Source organism: Aminobacter niigataensis (assembly GCF_946995915.1).
GTDB lineage: Bacteria > Pseudomonadota > Alphaproteobacteria > Rhizobiales > Rhizobiaceae > Aminobacter > Aminobacter niigataensis.
In genome coordinates this window covers 4746758-4761654 of record NZ_OX341517.1, presented here as the reverse complement: position 1 = coordinate 4761654, position 14897 = coordinate 4746758, and the positions used below count along the sequence as shown (strand labels likewise).

Annotated in this window: 11 protein-coding genes; 6 read left to right on the top strand and 5 right to left on the bottom strand. The window is 65.5% G+C overall.

Features of this window, described 5'->3' with window-relative positions; all coding sequences use genetic code 11:
- Positions 1–114 precede the first annotated feature (114 nt).
- A complete protein-coding gene (locus tag O1Y97_RS23350; protein ID WP_318762564.1) occupies positions 115–1125 on the bottom strand; it encodes a ligase-associated DNA damage response exonuclease in 1011 nt (336 codons plus the stop codon).
- An 84-nt stretch (positions 1126–1209) separates the two neighbouring features.
- Between O1Y97_RS23350 and O1Y97_RS23345 the strand changes: the two genes are divergently transcribed.
- The gene (locus O1Y97_RS23345; protein WP_318762563.1) at positions 1210–2121 is read left to right on the top strand and encodes a methyltransferase domain-containing protein; all 912 of its coding nucleotides are present in this window, start codon (positions 1210–1212) and stop codon (positions 2119–2121) included.
- On the opposite strand, the gene O1Y97_RS23340 is transcribed toward O1Y97_RS23345, so the two are convergent.
- Entirely contained in the window at positions 2118–2285 is a 168-nt protein-coding gene (locus O1Y97_RS23340) for a hypothetical protein (protein WP_318762562.1), read from the bottom strand. The genes O1Y97_RS23345 and O1Y97_RS23340 overlap by 4 nt on opposite strands.
- Positions 2286–2441: 156 nt before the next feature.
- Here O1Y97_RS23340 and O1Y97_RS23335 point away from each other — a divergent pair, with 156 nt between their 5' ends.
- From O1Y97_RS23335 to pdeM, 3 genes are all read left to right on the top strand, one after another.
- Positions 2442–2672 (top strand): hypothetical protein, encoded by a 231-nt coding sequence (locus tag O1Y97_RS23335; protein WP_318762561.1) that lies wholly within the window; start codon positions 2442–2444, stop codon positions 2670–2672.
- A gap of 265 nt (positions 2673–2937) precedes the next feature.
- On the top strand, positions 2938–5550 hold the full coding sequence (locus tag O1Y97_RS23330; protein ID WP_318762560.1) for a ligase-associated DNA damage response DEXH box helicase: 2613 nt from the start codon (positions 2938–2940) through the stop codon (positions 5548–5550).
- Positions 5547–6260, top strand: coding sequence for a ligase-associated DNA damage response endonuclease PdeM (gene pdeM, locus O1Y97_RS23325; protein WP_404801228.1), 714 nt, complete (start codon positions 5547–5549; stop codon positions 6258–6260). The genes O1Y97_RS23330 and pdeM overlap by 4 nt, the downstream gene beginning before the upstream one ends.
- A gap of 90 nt (positions 6261–6350) precedes the next feature.
- Here the strand turns inward: pdeM and O1Y97_RS23320 are convergent, their stop codons facing one another.
- From O1Y97_RS23320 to O1Y97_RS23310, 3 genes are all read right to left on the bottom strand, one after another.
- Entirely contained in the window at positions 6351–7133 is a 783-nt protein-coding gene (locus O1Y97_RS23320; RefSeq protein ID WP_108609375.1) for a TIGR02186 family protein, read from the bottom strand.
- Positions 7133–8059 carry a sulfite exporter TauE/SafE family protein gene (locus O1Y97_RS23315; RefSeq protein ID WP_108609374.1) on the bottom strand — a complete coding sequence of 309 codons (927 nt, stop codon included), beginning with the start codon at positions 8057–8059 and terminating at the stop codon, positions 7133–7135. Before O1Y97_RS23315 ends, O1Y97_RS23320 begins: the two co-directional genes overlap by 1 nt.
- A 174-nt stretch (positions 8060–8233) precedes the next feature.
- A complete protein-coding gene (locus tag O1Y97_RS23310; protein ID WP_318762559.1) occupies positions 8234–11950 on the bottom strand; it encodes a peptidoglycan-binding protein in 3717 nt (1238 codons plus the stop codon).
- Positions 11951–12391: 441 nt separating this feature from the next.
- On the opposite strand from O1Y97_RS23310, the gene O1Y97_RS23305 reads away from it, so the two are divergent.
- Positions 12392–12844, top strand: coding sequence for a MerR family transcriptional regulator (locus O1Y97_RS23305; RefSeq protein WP_108610051.1), 453 nt, complete (start codon positions 12392–12394; stop codon positions 12842–12844).
- 254 nt (positions 12845–13098) lie between these two features.
- The gene (locus O1Y97_RS23300) at positions 13099–14895 is read left to right on the top strand and encodes an acyl-CoA dehydrogenase (protein WP_318762558.1); all 1797 of its coding nucleotides are present in this window, start codon (positions 13099–13101) and stop codon (positions 14893–14895) included.
- The last annotated feature ends 2 nt before the right edge of the window (positions 14896–14897 follow it).

The window sequence follows — 14897 nt, the reverse complement described above, 5'->3', positions numbered from 1 at the left end:
CTGCCAATCTCCCCCCTTGTGGGGGAGATGTCCGGCAGGACAGAGGGGGGCGCTGTCCCGCAAGCCCGGCAGGCCAGAGGGAGGTGGGAAGGAATGCGATGTTCGAGGCCATCCTCAATCTCCCTCATCCTCGTAGCCGACGAGATGCAGCGGGCGCGCGGAAATCCCGTTGAGCTCGCACCAGCGCACCAGCGCTTCCTCGCGGCCGTGGGTGACCCAGACCTCGCCGGCGCCGGTTTCCTTGATCGTGTCGGTCAGCTCAATCCAGTCGGAATGGTCGGAGATGATCAGCGGCAGTTCGACGCCGCCCTGCTTGGCACGCTGGCGGATGCGCATCCAGCCGGAGGCGAAGCAAGCGAGCGGATCGGGAAAGCGCCGTGCCCAGCGGTCGGCGAAGGCCGACGACGGCGCAATGACGATGGCGCCGGCAAAGTCGCTTCTGTCGCCGTCCTCGACGGTCGCGGGCTGCAGCTCACCAAGGTCGACGCCCTGGTGCTGGTAATATTCGCTGAGCCTGGCGATGGCGCCGTGGATGTAGATCGGCTTGTCGTAGCCCTGGTCGCGCAACAGGCGCATGACGCGCTGCGCCTTGCCGAGCGCATAGGCGCCGACGAGATGCGCGCGCTCGGGAAACTGCTGCACCGACTTCAGCAGCTTGCCGATCTCGTGTGCGGCATCGGGATGGCGGAAGACCGGCAGCGCGAAGGTGGCCTCGGATATGAACACATCGCAAGGCACCACCTCGAAGGCGGCACAAGTAGGGTCGCTGGCGCGCTTGTAGTCGCCCGAGGCGGCGATGCGAAGGCCGTTGTGCTGGACCGATATCTGGGCCGAGCCCAGCACATGGCCGGCAGGGTGGAACGACACGGTGACGTCGCCGACTTTGATCTTGTCGCCCAGCGCCATCGCCTGGGTGCTGCCGGCAAAGCCCGGTCCGCAGCGGATCGCCATGATGTCGAGCGTCTCGCGCGTCGCCAGCACCTTGGCATGGCCGGGCCGGGCATGGTCGGAATGGCCGTGGGTGATGAGCGCGCGCTCGACCGGGCGCACCGGGTCGATGTAGAAATCGCCGGGCGGGCAATAGAGCCCTTCGGGGCGCGGATGGAGCAGGTCGCGGGCACGCATCTTTGCAAGATAGGCATTTGCCGCTTGCGTGGAAGGCCGCTTTGGCAGTAATGCGCGCCACTCTCCTCATTCTGGATACCGCGCTTGACGCCGTTGCAGCTCTCTTCCAACGACCTGCTTGCCGACCGGCGGGCGGACTATGCCGAAATGCTGTTCGCCTCGGGCGACCACGCTGCTGCCGCCGAACTGATGCTCGGCGCGCTCGAACTGGCGCCGAACTGGGCGATGGGCTGGTTCCGCGCGGGCGAAATGCACGAGGCTGCTGGGCAGGCGGAAGCCGCGGCCGCGGCCTGGCGCATGTCGCTGAAGCTCGAGCCGGCCGACCGGCCCGGTGCGACGCTCAAGCTGCAGCTGATCGGAGCCGCCCCCGCTGCGGACAGCCCGCCGAGCGCCTTTGTCGAGACCCTGTTCGACCAGTATGCCGACAAGTTTGACCACGCGCTGGTCGACACGCTGCACTACCGTGTACCGGAGTTGCTCAATGCGGCAGTTGCTGCGACCGGCCGGGCGCGGTTCGCCCATGCGGTCGATCTTGGCTGCGGCACCGGCCTGATGGGCGTGAAGCTGCGCCCGGTGGCAAGCAGGCTTGTCGGCTACGACATCTCGGCCGAGATGCTGCGCAAGGCGCGCGACAAGGGCGTCTATGACAGCCTCGTCAAGGCCGACCTGCAGGAACTCAGGCCGGAGGGCGAACAGGCCGACCTCGTCACGGCGGCGGACGTGTTCATGTATGTCGGCGCGCTCGACCGCATTTTTGCGACGGTGACCGAGATGCTGGCGCCAGCCGGGATCTTCGCCTTTTCGGTCGAGCGCTATGCCGGCGAGGGCGCCTTCGAGCTGCAGCCGTCGCGCCGTTACGCCCATTCGGAGGCCTATGTGCATGGGCTCATCGCGGCGGCCGGGCTGACGCTTGTATCGCTGGAGCGTGCCGTGATCCGCCAGGACCGCCGTGAGCCGGTCGAAGGGCTGATCGTAGTGACGGAGCGCGCGGCCTAACGGCTCTGCGGGCTGCCGAACATGCCGCGCGACCGCAGCGGCTTTTCGGCCGGTTTGGCGGCGATGCCCGCCTGCTTCTGCAACTGCTCCAACTGGGCTTGTAGCTCGCGAACGAGCTTTTCCAGCGTGGCGATGCGGTCTTCGTGCGAGGCGGTGTCGGTCATGGGGTGTTCGGCTAGATCCTGTGAGGCCAATCAATCCTGGGAATGCGCTCTGAGGCTGACCTCAGTGCAAAGGGCGCTTAGATCACATCCATAGCTGCATTCCAAACTGACGAGGGCAGCCTGCCCATTTTCGATGCGACGCAGTGCGTTTTGGATGTGAGCCGCAAATTCTGTGTGATACTTCCCTGCGGCATTTGCGTGTGGGGCTGGGAAAAGTTGCGCCAGCCGCGCTTTCACATCAGTCCAAATCGCTGGGCCACCTCGAACTATCTCGACATGCTGGATAACATTGCCTTCGCGGAAATCGTTCGCAAGAAAACCCTCGACCCCCCTGAGTTGAAGCTCAAAGGTCGTGCTATCGGCACGAGCGAGACCAAGCGTGACTGATCTCTCCGCGACGGCAACGCTTGTCAGCCGTCCGTCATGGAAGGTTGGAAAAGATGGCTCTGACATAAGCAGACTATGCAACGCCAGATCAAGAAAGCGCAATGGGACACAGTCGGCAACGCATTCCGGGTTTAGCCCTCCCCAGGCCGACGCACTACCCAATGATCCCTTTTTGTTCCAGATTTCGCTTGGCGTGGCACAATCCCCGCGCTAGGTCTGGCGCGTGACGAGCCAAGCGCGACTGGAACCGAAGACCGCAGGTGCCATGCTGCCGGAACCATTCGTGCGATGGTTCGCCGAGCGGGGCTGGTCGCCGCGCGCCCACCAGCTCGACCTGCTTGCCACCGCCCAGCAAGGCAATTCCGCCCTGCTGATCGCGCCCACTGGTGCCGGCAAGACACTGGCCGGCTTCCTGCCGGCGCTGACGGATCTCGCGATGCGGCCGAAGAAGCGGCCGGGCGAGCCGCAGCGCGGCGTGCACACGCTCTACATCTCCCCGCTCAAGGCGCTGGCCGTCGACATCGAGCGCAATCTCGGCAAGCCGGTCGATGAAATGAGCCTGCCGATTTCGATGGAGACGCGCACCGGCGACACGCCGCAGCATAAGCGCACCCGCCAGAAGCTGTCGCCGCCCGACATATTGCTGACCACGCCCGAGCAACTGGCACTGCTGATCGCCTCGCCAGATGCCGAGCGCTTCTTTTCCGACCTGCGCTACATCGTGCTCGACGAGCTGCACTCGCTGGTGACCTCCAAGCGCGGCCATCTTTTGTCGCTCGGGCTGGCGCGGCTGCGTGCTTTCGTGCCCGACCTTCAGGCGATCGGCCTGTCGGCGACGGTGGCCGAACCGGACGAGCTGCGCCGCTGGCTGGTGAGGCAGGGCACTTCACCCTCCCCCTTGTGGGGAGGGTCGCCCGAAGGGCGGGGTGGGGGTGACGGTCTCGCCTCTAACCCCACCCCGACGCTGCGCGTCGACCCTCCCCACAAGGGGGAGGGTACAAACACCATGGCCGAACTGATCACGGTATCAGGCGGCGCCAAGCCCGAGATATCAATCCTCGATTCGCAAGAGCGCGTGCCGTGGTCGGGCCATTCGGCGCGCTATGCCATCCCGGAGGTCTATGAGGCAATCCGCAAGCACCGGACGACGCTGCTGTTCGTCAACACGCGCAGCCAGGCCGAGCTGCTGTTCCAGGAGCTGTGGCGGGTCAACGACGACAATTTGCCGATCGCACTACATCACGGCTCGCTCGATGTCGGTCAGCGCCGCAAGGTCGAGAAGGCGATGGCCGACAACGTGCTGAGCGCCGTCGTCGCCACCTCGACGCTCGACCTCGGCATCGACTGGGGCGATGTCGATCTCGTCATCCATGTCGGCGCGCCCAAGGGCGCGAGCCGGCTGGCCCAGCGCATCGGCCGCGCCAATCACCGCATGGACGAGCCGAGCCGGGCGATCCTGGTGCCGGCCAACCGCTTCGAGGTGCTGGAGTGCCGGGCAGCACTGGAGGCCAACTATCTCGGCGCGCAGGACACCCCGCCGCTGATCGAGGGCGCGCTCGACGTGCTGGCCCAGCATGTGCTGGGTTGCGCCTGCGGTGCAGCCTTCGACGCGGACGAACTCTATGACGAGGTGAGGGGGGCCGCGCCCTATACCGGGCTCGACCGCGAAAGCTTCGACCGCGTCGTCGACTTCGTCGCCACCGGCGGCTACGCGCTGCGCAGCTACGAGCGCTATGCGCGCATCCGCAAGACCAAGGACGGCAAGTGGCGTGTGTCGCATCCGCGCATCGCCCAGCAATACAGGCTCAACGTCGGTACCATCATCGAGGCGCCGATGCTCAACGTCCGCTACACCCGCGCCAAGGGCAAGTCGGGGGCGGGCAGCGCCCAGTCGCTCGCCTTGCGCGGCGGGCCGGTGCTCGGCAAGATCGAGGAGTATTTCGTCGAGACGTTGTCGATTGGTGACATGTTCATCTTCGCCGGCAAGGTGCTGCGCTTCGAGGGCATCCGCGAAAACGAGTGCTACGTCTCGACGGGGGGCGGCGGCAACGTGCTGGTGCCGTCCTATGCCGGCGGCAAGTTTCCGCTCTCGACCTATCTCGCCGAGCAGGTGCGCGGCATGCTGGCCGACCCCGCGCGCTGGACGGCGCTGCCCGACCAGGTGTCGGACTGGCTGCGCATGCAGCAGATGAAGTCGATCCTGCCCAGGCGTGAGGACTTGCTGGTCGAGACCTTTCCGCGCGGCGAACGCTTCTACATGGTGGCCTATCCCTTCGAGGGCCGGCTGGCGCACCAAACGCTCGGCATGCTGTTGACGCGCCGGCTGGAGCGCATGGCCGCGCGACCGCTGGGTTTCGTCGCCACAGATTATTCGCTGGCGGTCTGGGCGCTGGGCGACCTCGGTCGCATGTTCAAGGCGAAGAACCCGTCGCTGGCGGAACTGTTCGATGAGGACATGCTCGGCGATGACCTTGAGGCCTGGCTCGCCGACAGCTGGCTGCTCAAGCGCACATTCCGCAATTGCGCGGTCATAGCGGGCCTTATCGAGAGGCGCTTTCCCGGGCAGGAAAAGAACGGCCGGCAGGTGACGGTTTCGGCCGACCTCATTTACGACGTCTTGCGCAGCCATGAGCCCGACCACATCCTGCTCAAGGCGACGCGTGCGGATGCCGCCAGCGGGCTGCTCGATGTCAGGAGACTGGCGGAGATGCTCTCGCGCATCCGCGGCCGAATCGTCCATAAGATGCTTGACCAGATTTCCCCGCTGGCGGTGCCCGTCATGCTGGAAATTGGCCGGGAACCGGTCAATGGCGAGGCCAACGACACGCTGCTGATGGAGGCAGCCGACCTGATCGAAGAGGCGATGGGAAGCGCATGAACATAGCCGCGCGCGAACTGACCAGGGCCGGCTGCGAGGCGATCGCGGTGGCCGGCATGCGCGCCGCCTGTGACCAGCGCGGGGTGCTGCACTTCCCCGAACTCGATCTGCTCGTCGTCTCCGACCTCCATCTGGAGAAGGGCTCGTCCCATGCCCGCCGCGGCCGTCTGATCCCGCCCTATGACACGGCGGCGACGCTGTCGCGCCTTGCCGAGGTGGTTGAGGACTACCAGCCGCGCATCATCGTCAGCCTCGGCGACAGCTTTCATGACGGCGAGGGCGCCGCGCGTTTGCCCGAGCCGTTTCGCGTGAGCCTGATGGCGATGATGGCGGGGCGGAACTGGTTCTGGATCGCGGGTAACCACGATCCCGATGCACCGGCGGATTTGCCGGGCGAGACGGTCGAGGAGCTGGCGGTCGGCGGGCTGGTGTTCCGCCACGAGCCGTCGAAGGGCCATGCCGAGGGCGAGATCGCAGGGCACCTGCATCCTTGCGCCAGGATCGTCCAGCGTGGCCGCTCGGTGCGGCGGCGCTGCTTTGCCAGCGACGGCGCGCGGCTGATCATGCCCGCCTTCGGCGCCTTCACCGGTTCGCTCAACGTGCTCGACCGGGCGTACAAGGGCATGTTCCGCGATGGTGCGCCGACGGCCTACATGATCGGCGCGAGCAGGGTGTATCCGATTGCCGGGTCGTTGCTGAGGCCGGGGTAGTCTCCGCTGAGAATTGGCTGATTGACGGCCCACATCAGTGACGGTGCAGGATCTTGCGTCTCCGGGGGGAGAGCGGTGCCTTCGGCCCCCTCAGTCCTTCCTGAAGATGATCCGTCCGAGCCAGCCGGTGAGCATGGCGAGCCCGATGGCAAAGAGGCCGTAGCCGAAGCCGTGGTCGGTGGCGAAACGGAAGATGGTCTGCTCGAAGCCCGACTTGACGATGGCGAGTTGGGCCGAGGTTTCCTTGATGAAGATGCCGTTGCGGAACAGGAAGGCGCGCGCCTTGTGGGTCCCGACCGGCACGTTGGGGGCGAGGTGCAGCGTGGCGCGGAACAGGCTCTGCGACAGGAACTGCACGCCGCCGATATTGTCCGAGTAGAGGCCGATCGCCTGCTTGCGATCGCGCAGCGCCTCGGTGAACTCCTGGATGGTCAGCGGGCTGTCGCGCTTGTCCTCGGGCTCCATGTAGATGTTGTTGGCGCCGAGCGACAGCTGGCGGTAGTTGTTGGGATCGGTGATGTCCTGCGGCTGGCGCGTGGTCGCCACCGAATAGGACACCGGCACGTTGACGAAGGTCTCGGAGCGGGTGTTGATCCACATGCCGAGCACGCGGTCCTTGCGGCGCACGACGACCGATCGGGCCGGGCCTTCGAGCACGACATAGACGTCGTAGCGGCCCTGGCGGTTGATCAGCGGATCGGCGTTCTCGAGCGCGCCGAAGATGGTCAGGTCTGCGCCCGAGAAGTCGGCGGTGATGGCGACGCGGTCGGTCGACAGCCCGATCTGGATGCTTTCGGGATGCGCCGCTTCCTGGCCCTGTGCCGGAAGTGCGGGAGCCAGCAACAGGGCCGCAAGAAGTGCCGCCGCCCGCATCACAGCAGCCCGCTCACGCCGGTCAGCGAATACAGGTTCTGCGGCTTGACGAACAGGTCGAAGCCGAGGCGCAGCGCAACCGCCAGCACCAGCAGCGCGAGCAGGGCACGCAGCTGTTCGCCGCGCAGCTTCTGGCCGGCCTTGGCGCCGTACTGGGCGCCCGCCACGCCGCCGATCATCAGCACCAGCGCCAGGATGATGTCGACGGTCTGGTTGGTGGTCGAATGCACCAGCGTGGTGAAGGCCGAAACGACGACGATCTGGAACAAGGAGGTGCCGACGACGACGTTTGTCGGCACCTTGAGCAGGTAGATCAGCGCCGGCACCATGATGAAGCCGCCGCCGACGCCCATGATGGCGGAGAGGAAGCCGATGCCGGCGCCGATGCCGAGCACCGGGATGACCGAGACGAACAGCTTCGAGGTGCGGAAGCGCATCTTGAAGGGCAGGCGGTGGATCCAGTTGTGCTGGCCCGACTTCTTCAGCGCCGGCGGCACGCCGCCCTTGGTCAGGCGAAGCGCGTTGACGCTTTCGATCAGCATCAGCCCGCCGACGGTGCCGAGGAAGACGACGTAGAGCAGCGAGATGAACAGGTCGAGCTGGCCGATGGCGCGCAGCAGCGCAAAGACGAAGGCGCCGGCTGCCGAGCCGGCGATACCGCCGATCAGCAGCACCGTGCCGAGCTTGAAGTCGAGCGTGCCGCGCTTGAGATGGGCGAGCGCGCCGGAGAAGGACGAGGCGATGACCTGGTTGGCGCCGGTGGCGACCGCGATCGCGGGCGGGATGTTGTAGAAGATCAGCAGCGGCGTGATCAGGAAGCCGCCGCCGACCCCGAACATGCCCGACAGGAAGCCGACCGCCGCGCCCATCGCCAGGAGCACGAACACATTGACCGACATTTCAGCTATCGGGAGATAAATGCCCACCCGTCAGTCTCTGCAAAATGAATTATTGCCGTCGCCCATCCCTGGGAGCCAGTTGGCTACCGGGTACTTGCGCCGACATTGCGGCGAAGTCAAACTTCGCCGTGCCCGAAATGAAAATATCTCAATCAGTTAACCCGCCGGTTAAGGCGGGCTGCTGATAGTGGAGACGGTGAATTATTTGCGCGCCAGCAGCGCTTCGACCAGGGGACCGTCGATCTCGCCGGTCGGCTTGAGGGCGTTGTCCTTCTGGAACGCGGCGATGGCGTCCTTGGTCTTCTGGCCCATCATGCCGTCAGGCTGGCCGGCTTCGTAGCCGTTCTTGTTGAGAATGGCCTGGACGTTGTGGATGGCCTTCTTCATGTCGACGGCCGCCGGCGCATCCTGCCATGCGGCCGGGATGTCGACGGCATTGGATGCCGGGTCGAGCGTCTTGGCCTGCCAGAGCGCGGTCGTCTCTTCGGCACGCTTGAGCTGCTCGGGGTTGAGCGCCTTGGCGATCTCGTCGCGCTTGGCAGCCGCATCCTTGTCGCCTCCCTTGGCGACGATGGCGAACCACTTGTAGGACTCCTCGAGGTTCTGCTTCATGCCAACGCCCTTGGCAGCGAGGATGCCGAGATTGAACTGGCTGTCCTTGACGCCGAGTTCGGCGGCACTGACGAACCAGCGCGTCGCAGAGTCGTTGTCGACGGTGCCGTCGGCCCCCATGGCAAACAGCACCGCCAGATTGTGCATGGCACTGGCGTTGCCCTGGGCCGCGGCGAGCTGGTACCAGGTCTTGGCCTTGGCGGCATCGCGGTCGACGCCGTTGCCCTTCTCATACAGGTTGCCGATGCGGTATTGCGCCGGTGCGAAGCCGAGCTCGGCGGCCTTCTCGTACCACTGGGCCGCAGCCTTCATGTCGGCATTGGTGCCGCGGGCATCGGCGTAACGCGAGCCGATCTCGAACAGCGCCTTGGCGTCGCTTGCATTGGCAGCTTCGCGCAGGGCAGTCGGACCGATGGCCTCTGGCATGAAGGCGGCAGGCGTGCTGGTCGGCTTGATCGTCTCGGTCACGGTCGGCTGCGCCGGAATGGACTGCGTGCTGTTGTGGTCGAGCGCGACCTGGGCCGGTGCGGCCGCTTCGATCGTCTCGGCGACCATGTCGGGTTCGGCGGCCGGTGCCTTGGCGACCTCGGGTTTGTCGACATTGCGAACCGGGGCTGCGGGGGCTTCGATGGCCTTGGCCGGCGCTGCGGCAGCGACCTTGACCGGCTGGGATGCCGAGGGTGCGACGGTGACGCTTGCCGTTTCTACCGGATCGTTGAGGAAGGCCTTGCCAAGCTGCATGCCGGCGAGCGCCAGCATCACCGCACCGACGGCCATCAGCACCGACTTGCGGCGCGACTTGATGAGATCGCCGATGCGCAGTGCGCGCACCGGGCCTTTGAGATCGGAGCTGCGCTTGAGCGCGTCGGCTTCGGCTGCCGCTGCCTGGGCGGCGCGGCGGGCGGCGGCGATGAAGTCGGACTTCGACGCATCGGTCTCGTTCGGCCGGGCCGTTTCGCCGCGCTCGTCGCGGACGCGGCGCATGATGGCGTTGAGGTCGGGGGCGCCGGAGCCGGGCTCCAGCGGACGGTTGGCGATCTTGGGGTCAAGCGGCGCGTCGAGCATGACGCCCGGGGCCGTGTCTTCGATGACCGGCTCGGCAGCCTCGGTTGCCGGCTGTTGCTGCTTGGTCTTCTTGGCGCTGAAGGCGCGGGCCAGGCCGCTGAACATCGAGGTCCTGGCGGGTGTTGCATCCTTCTTGTCGGCGCGCACGCCGTCGAGCGCTGCAACCGCTGCGGCAGCTTCCGCGGCGGCCTGGGCCGGGCTGCGGGTGATGCGTTCGTCATCGCCGGCGCGCTCGCCACGGCGGCCAAAGGTGGCGTTGGCTTCGGGCAGCGGTGCGGGTTCATCGGGGTCGAGCGACGGCGTCTCGCTGAGCGCAAGCTTGGCTTCCGCCTCGACGATCCTCGGCGACAGCAATTCGGCGACGGAAGCCGGCGGGATGTCGACGGCGGCCGGTTCGCCGGTTTCGATGGAGCCGAGCCGGTCGACGATCTTGAGCAGCGTGTCGTGGATCGCCTCGAAGGTCTTGCCGTTGCGCTCGTCGGAACGGCGGGTAAGCGCTTCGAGCGCCTTGAGGTCCTCAGCCAGACCGGTGACGGCAGCGGTGTCGGTGGTCGAGCCGGTGAAGGAGCGGACCGCATTCTCGGCCGCCTGGCGGGCAGCCTCGACAAGGGCGTGGTGGTTGCCGGCGATGGAGCGTTCGATCTCGTCGAGGCGTGGACGGACGTCCTCGAACTCGGGCAGCGGCGAGCCGGGGCGCGCCAGATGGTTCGTCAGTTCGCTGACCTGCGCCTCAAGACCGCGGATCAGTTGCGGGTCGATGCTCGACACCTGTGCCGCCGACATTTCGAGGCGGCCGGAAATGTCTTCGAGGCGGGCTTCGAGCCCGCGCATCGCCTGCTCGGTGGCAGGGTCCGGCCGGTTGGTTTCGAGACGCTGGGCGAATGCCGTAAAGCGGGCGTCGATGGCTTCCATGATGCCCGACTGATCGGCGACAGGTTGGGCCGCTTGCCGGTCGAGGCGATTGCCGAGATCTTGGAGGCGGTTTTCGAGTTCGCGGAACAGCGCATTGCCATGTTCGAAGGCATCGCCCTGGCGGCGCTCGAACACGTCGGCAAGTGCGTCGAAGCGCTGTTCGATGCCCTGGAAGATGAGGCCGGCGTCGGGTGCTGCGGGCGTGCGTTCGATCTTGTCTGCGATCAGCGAGATCTGTTGGCCGAGGCGCTCGACTGCCTGCTCGGGGATGTCGCTGCGGGCGGCGATGCCGTCGACGCGCTCGGACAGAAAATTGAGCCGGTCGATGATCTCTGCCGTCGGCTGGTCGGCGGTGATCTCCTCGATCTGGTGGGCAAGCGCGGCGATGCGCACCTCGATACGCTCGAACGGCGCGGGGTCGAAATGCGGTGTCTGGGCCGCGACCGTCGAGGCGACGATGGCGCGCGAGATCTCGTCGAGGCGCTCGTCGATGAGGCCGAACATCTCGTCGCTGTGGCTGTCGCGCTGGCGCACGAACTGGTCGACGGCGCCGGCCAGCGTGCGGACCTTCTCCTCGATGCTGCGCAGCGATAGCGATTCGGGCAGGTTGTTGACGGCGTCGTTGATCTGTTCGAGCCGGCCGGCCAATGCGGCAAGCGCCGGGTCTTCGGCGCGCTGATCCTGGCTGGCCGACATGCGGTCGGCGAAATCGGTCCAGCGGCGGTCGAAATCGTCCCAGCGCCGATCGACGGAAAGCACGGTTTCCTCGCGGGCAAGATCGCCGAGCGAGCGGCGGACCTGTTCCAGTTCGAGGCGCAGCGTGTTGACGCTTCTGTCGTCGCTGCGTTCGGCGAGCGAATGGATGGCGCCCGACAGGCGCTCCAGTTCGTGACCGAGCTCGACCGCTTCGGTGCCGGCTACGCCTGCCTGGCTGGCGCGGTCGATGTCCTTGCGCAGGAGGTCGAACTCTCGCTGCAGACCGGAGCTCATCTGGTGGCGCATCTCTTCGCGCAATGCGCGCAACTCGCCGGCGATCTTGCCGACGGCGGCGATGCCGTCCTCCTGGCCACGGACCCGGTCGATGTCGCGGACGATGGTGTGGTAGGGGCGTTCGTAGGGTGCGCTGCGGCCATATTCGCCGCGCGGCGTGTAGCCGGCCGCCGGGGCCTGGCGCATCTGGTCGCGGTAGGGTTCGGCACTTTCCTCGCGTGCGCGTTCAAGCCGCGCTTCGAGATTTTCGAGAGACCGGTTGAGCTGGTCGAGCGACGCGTGCGGGCGGCGCTGCCTGCCGTCGTTGAGGCTGTCGAGATAGGACCGCTTGCTGTTCATCGAAACGCCCGTTGGTAAGAGTGCTGGCTATGAACCAGTTGTCTCAAATCCTTGCCGGGATCGGGGTCGCGAAGGGCCGCGCGGGAATTGGCTTCCTGGGGCTATTCGCCGCCCTCCGAACCGTGAACAATTCGATACATGATGACCACGGGAGAACCGACATGCGCACATTTCCCCGAACGTGGTAAACAACCTCTTAACCAAGCTTAAGAATGTGCGACGTTGTGTTCCCGTCCTGGCGCCGAAAGCGGCCAGATTTCCCTTGCGTAGGGTAGGCCGCATCGTTATAGCATTTACGTAAACGTAAGACGTGTGCAGAACGCCGTCTTGAGTGCCTTTACATAGAAACCATGATCGGAAGCCCCGCCCCCTGCGGCTTCCATCAGAGCATGGCCGGCTCACCGCCGCCGCGCTCGCAATTGGGGATATCGGAAGCAGATGATGAAGCTTGTATCGGTCGCCGATGTAGCGGCCAATGAAAACAATCTTTCCGGCGAGGACTATGTCCGCATCGGCGAGATGGCGAAGAAGTACGGCGTGACGCTTCGTACGTTGCGTTTCTACGAGGACAAGGGGCTGCTCAACCCCAAGCGTGAGGGCGCGACGCGCCTTTACACCCGGCGCGACCGCGCACGGCTGAAGCTGATCCTGCTCGGCAGGAAGGTCGGTTTCTCGCTGCGCGACGTCAAGCAGATGATCGACCTCTACGATCCCACGGGTACCAACGCCAAGCAGCTGCGCCTGACGCTGGACAAGTCGGACAAGCAGCTCGGCCGCCTGCAGAAGCAGCGTCAGCTGCTCGACGAGGCGATCGGCGAGCTGAACAACCATATGGACGTCGTTCGCCAGCTGTTGGCCGAGCGCACCGCGCCTCAGGCAAGTGCTGCAAGCTAACCAGGCGACTTTGCTTTCTGAAACGACCCGGCGAGGGAGACCTCGCCGGGTCGTTTTGCGTTTGGGACCGGCGCGATTTCGTGTCTCTTCGGATCGGCGATCCCGCCTCGCTGGACGCAACGATCACCCAAAAACGGCTGCGGCAAAAATTGACGTTTACGCAAACGTCAATTTTTGCTAATCGACGTTCGACAAGCGGTTCCCCGTCGCATACCGTCTGGCCGGAACCGGTTACATTTGCTGGAGGAAGAGCAATGCCGATATTCCGCGCGCCGGTTCAAGACACTCTTTTTGTGCTCAACGACGTGCTCGGCTACGAGCGCTACAGCAACCTTGCCGGCTTTTCCGATGCCAGCCCCGACGTGCTCGAGGCGATTCTCGCCGAGGGCGCCAAGCTCGCCGAAAACGTCATGCATCCGCTCAATCGCGTCGGCGACATGGAAGGCTGCGTCCGCAACGACGACGGCTCTGTCACCACGCCCAAGGGTTTCAAGGAAGCGTTCGACCAGTATCGCGAAGGCGGCTGGATGGGGCTTGCCGTGCCGGCTGAATTTGGCGGTCAGGGATTGCCTTACACGGTCCACTCGGCTGTCGGCGAATACATGTCGGCGGCCAACATGGCGCTGATGATGTATCCAGGCCTGACCCAGGGCGCGATCGCCGCAGTACTGGTTCATGGCACCGACGAGCAAAAGGCCACCTGGCTGCCCAAGATGGTCGAGGGCGCCTGGACCGGGACCATGAACCTGACCGAGCCGCATTGCGGCACCGATCTCGGCCTGCTGCGCTCCAAGGCGGTGCCGAACGGCGACGGTTCCTACAAGATTTCGGGCCAGAAGATCTTCATCTCGGCCGGAGAGCACGACATGTCGGACAACATCATCCATCTGGTGCTAGCCCGCATCGAAGGGGCACCGGAGGGCGTGAAAGGTATCTCGCTGTTCATCGTGCCGAAGTTCAACATCGACGCCTCGGGCAACCCCGGCACCCGCAACGCGGTCTCTTGCGGCTCGATCGAAGAGAAGATGGGCATCCATGGCAACTCGACCTGCGTCATGAACTATGACGAGGCGCATGGCTTCCTGCTCGGCGAGGCCAATGGCGGCCTGAAGGCGATGTTCACGATGATGAACGAGGCCCGTCTCGGCGTCGGCCTGCAGGGCCTTGCCGTCTCCGAAGTCGCCTACCAGAACGCTGTCGCCTACGCCAAGGACCGCATCCAGGGCCGTTCGCTGACCGGGCCGAAGGCGCCCGACAAGAAGGCCGATCCGATCATCGTCCACCCCGACATCCGCCGCAAGCTGATGACCATGAAGGCCTTCAACGAGGCCGGCCGGGCGCTGGTGCTGTGGACGGCGATCAACTCCGACGTCGCCCACCGCTCCGAGGACGACGCCGAGCGCCAGGCAGCCGACGACCACATGGGCCTGATGACGCCGGTAGTAAAGGGCGTGCTCACCGACAAGGGCTTCGAGCATGCCGTCATGGCGCAGCAGGTGTTCGGCGGCCACGGCTATATCGAAGAGCACGGCATGAGCCAGTTCGTGCGCGATGCCCGCATCGCCATGATCTATGAGGGCGCCAATGGCGTGCAGGCGCTCGACCTCGTCGGCCGCAAGCTCGGCCTCAATGGCGGCCGCGCGGTGCAGGCGTTCTTCAAGGATGTCGGCGAGTTCTGCGAGGCCAATCGCGGCGACGAGCAGATGGCGCCCTACACCAAGGCGCTGAAGAAGGGCCTCAACGACCTGCAGGCGGCGACCATGTGGCTGGTGCAGAACGGCATGAGCAATCCCGACAATGCGGGTGCGGCCTCGACCGACTACATGCATCTCTTCGGCCTTGTGGCGCTCGGCTACATGTGGGGCAGGATGGTCAAGACGGCTCAGGACAAGCTCGCGACAGGCGCCAACGGGTCAGCAGACTTCTACGAGACCAAGCTGGTGACCGGCCTTTATTTCATGGAGCGTGTCATGCCCGAAACCGCGGCGCATCTTGCGCGGCTTTCGACCGGCTCGGCAACGATGATGGCGCTTGCCGCGGAAGCGTTCTGATC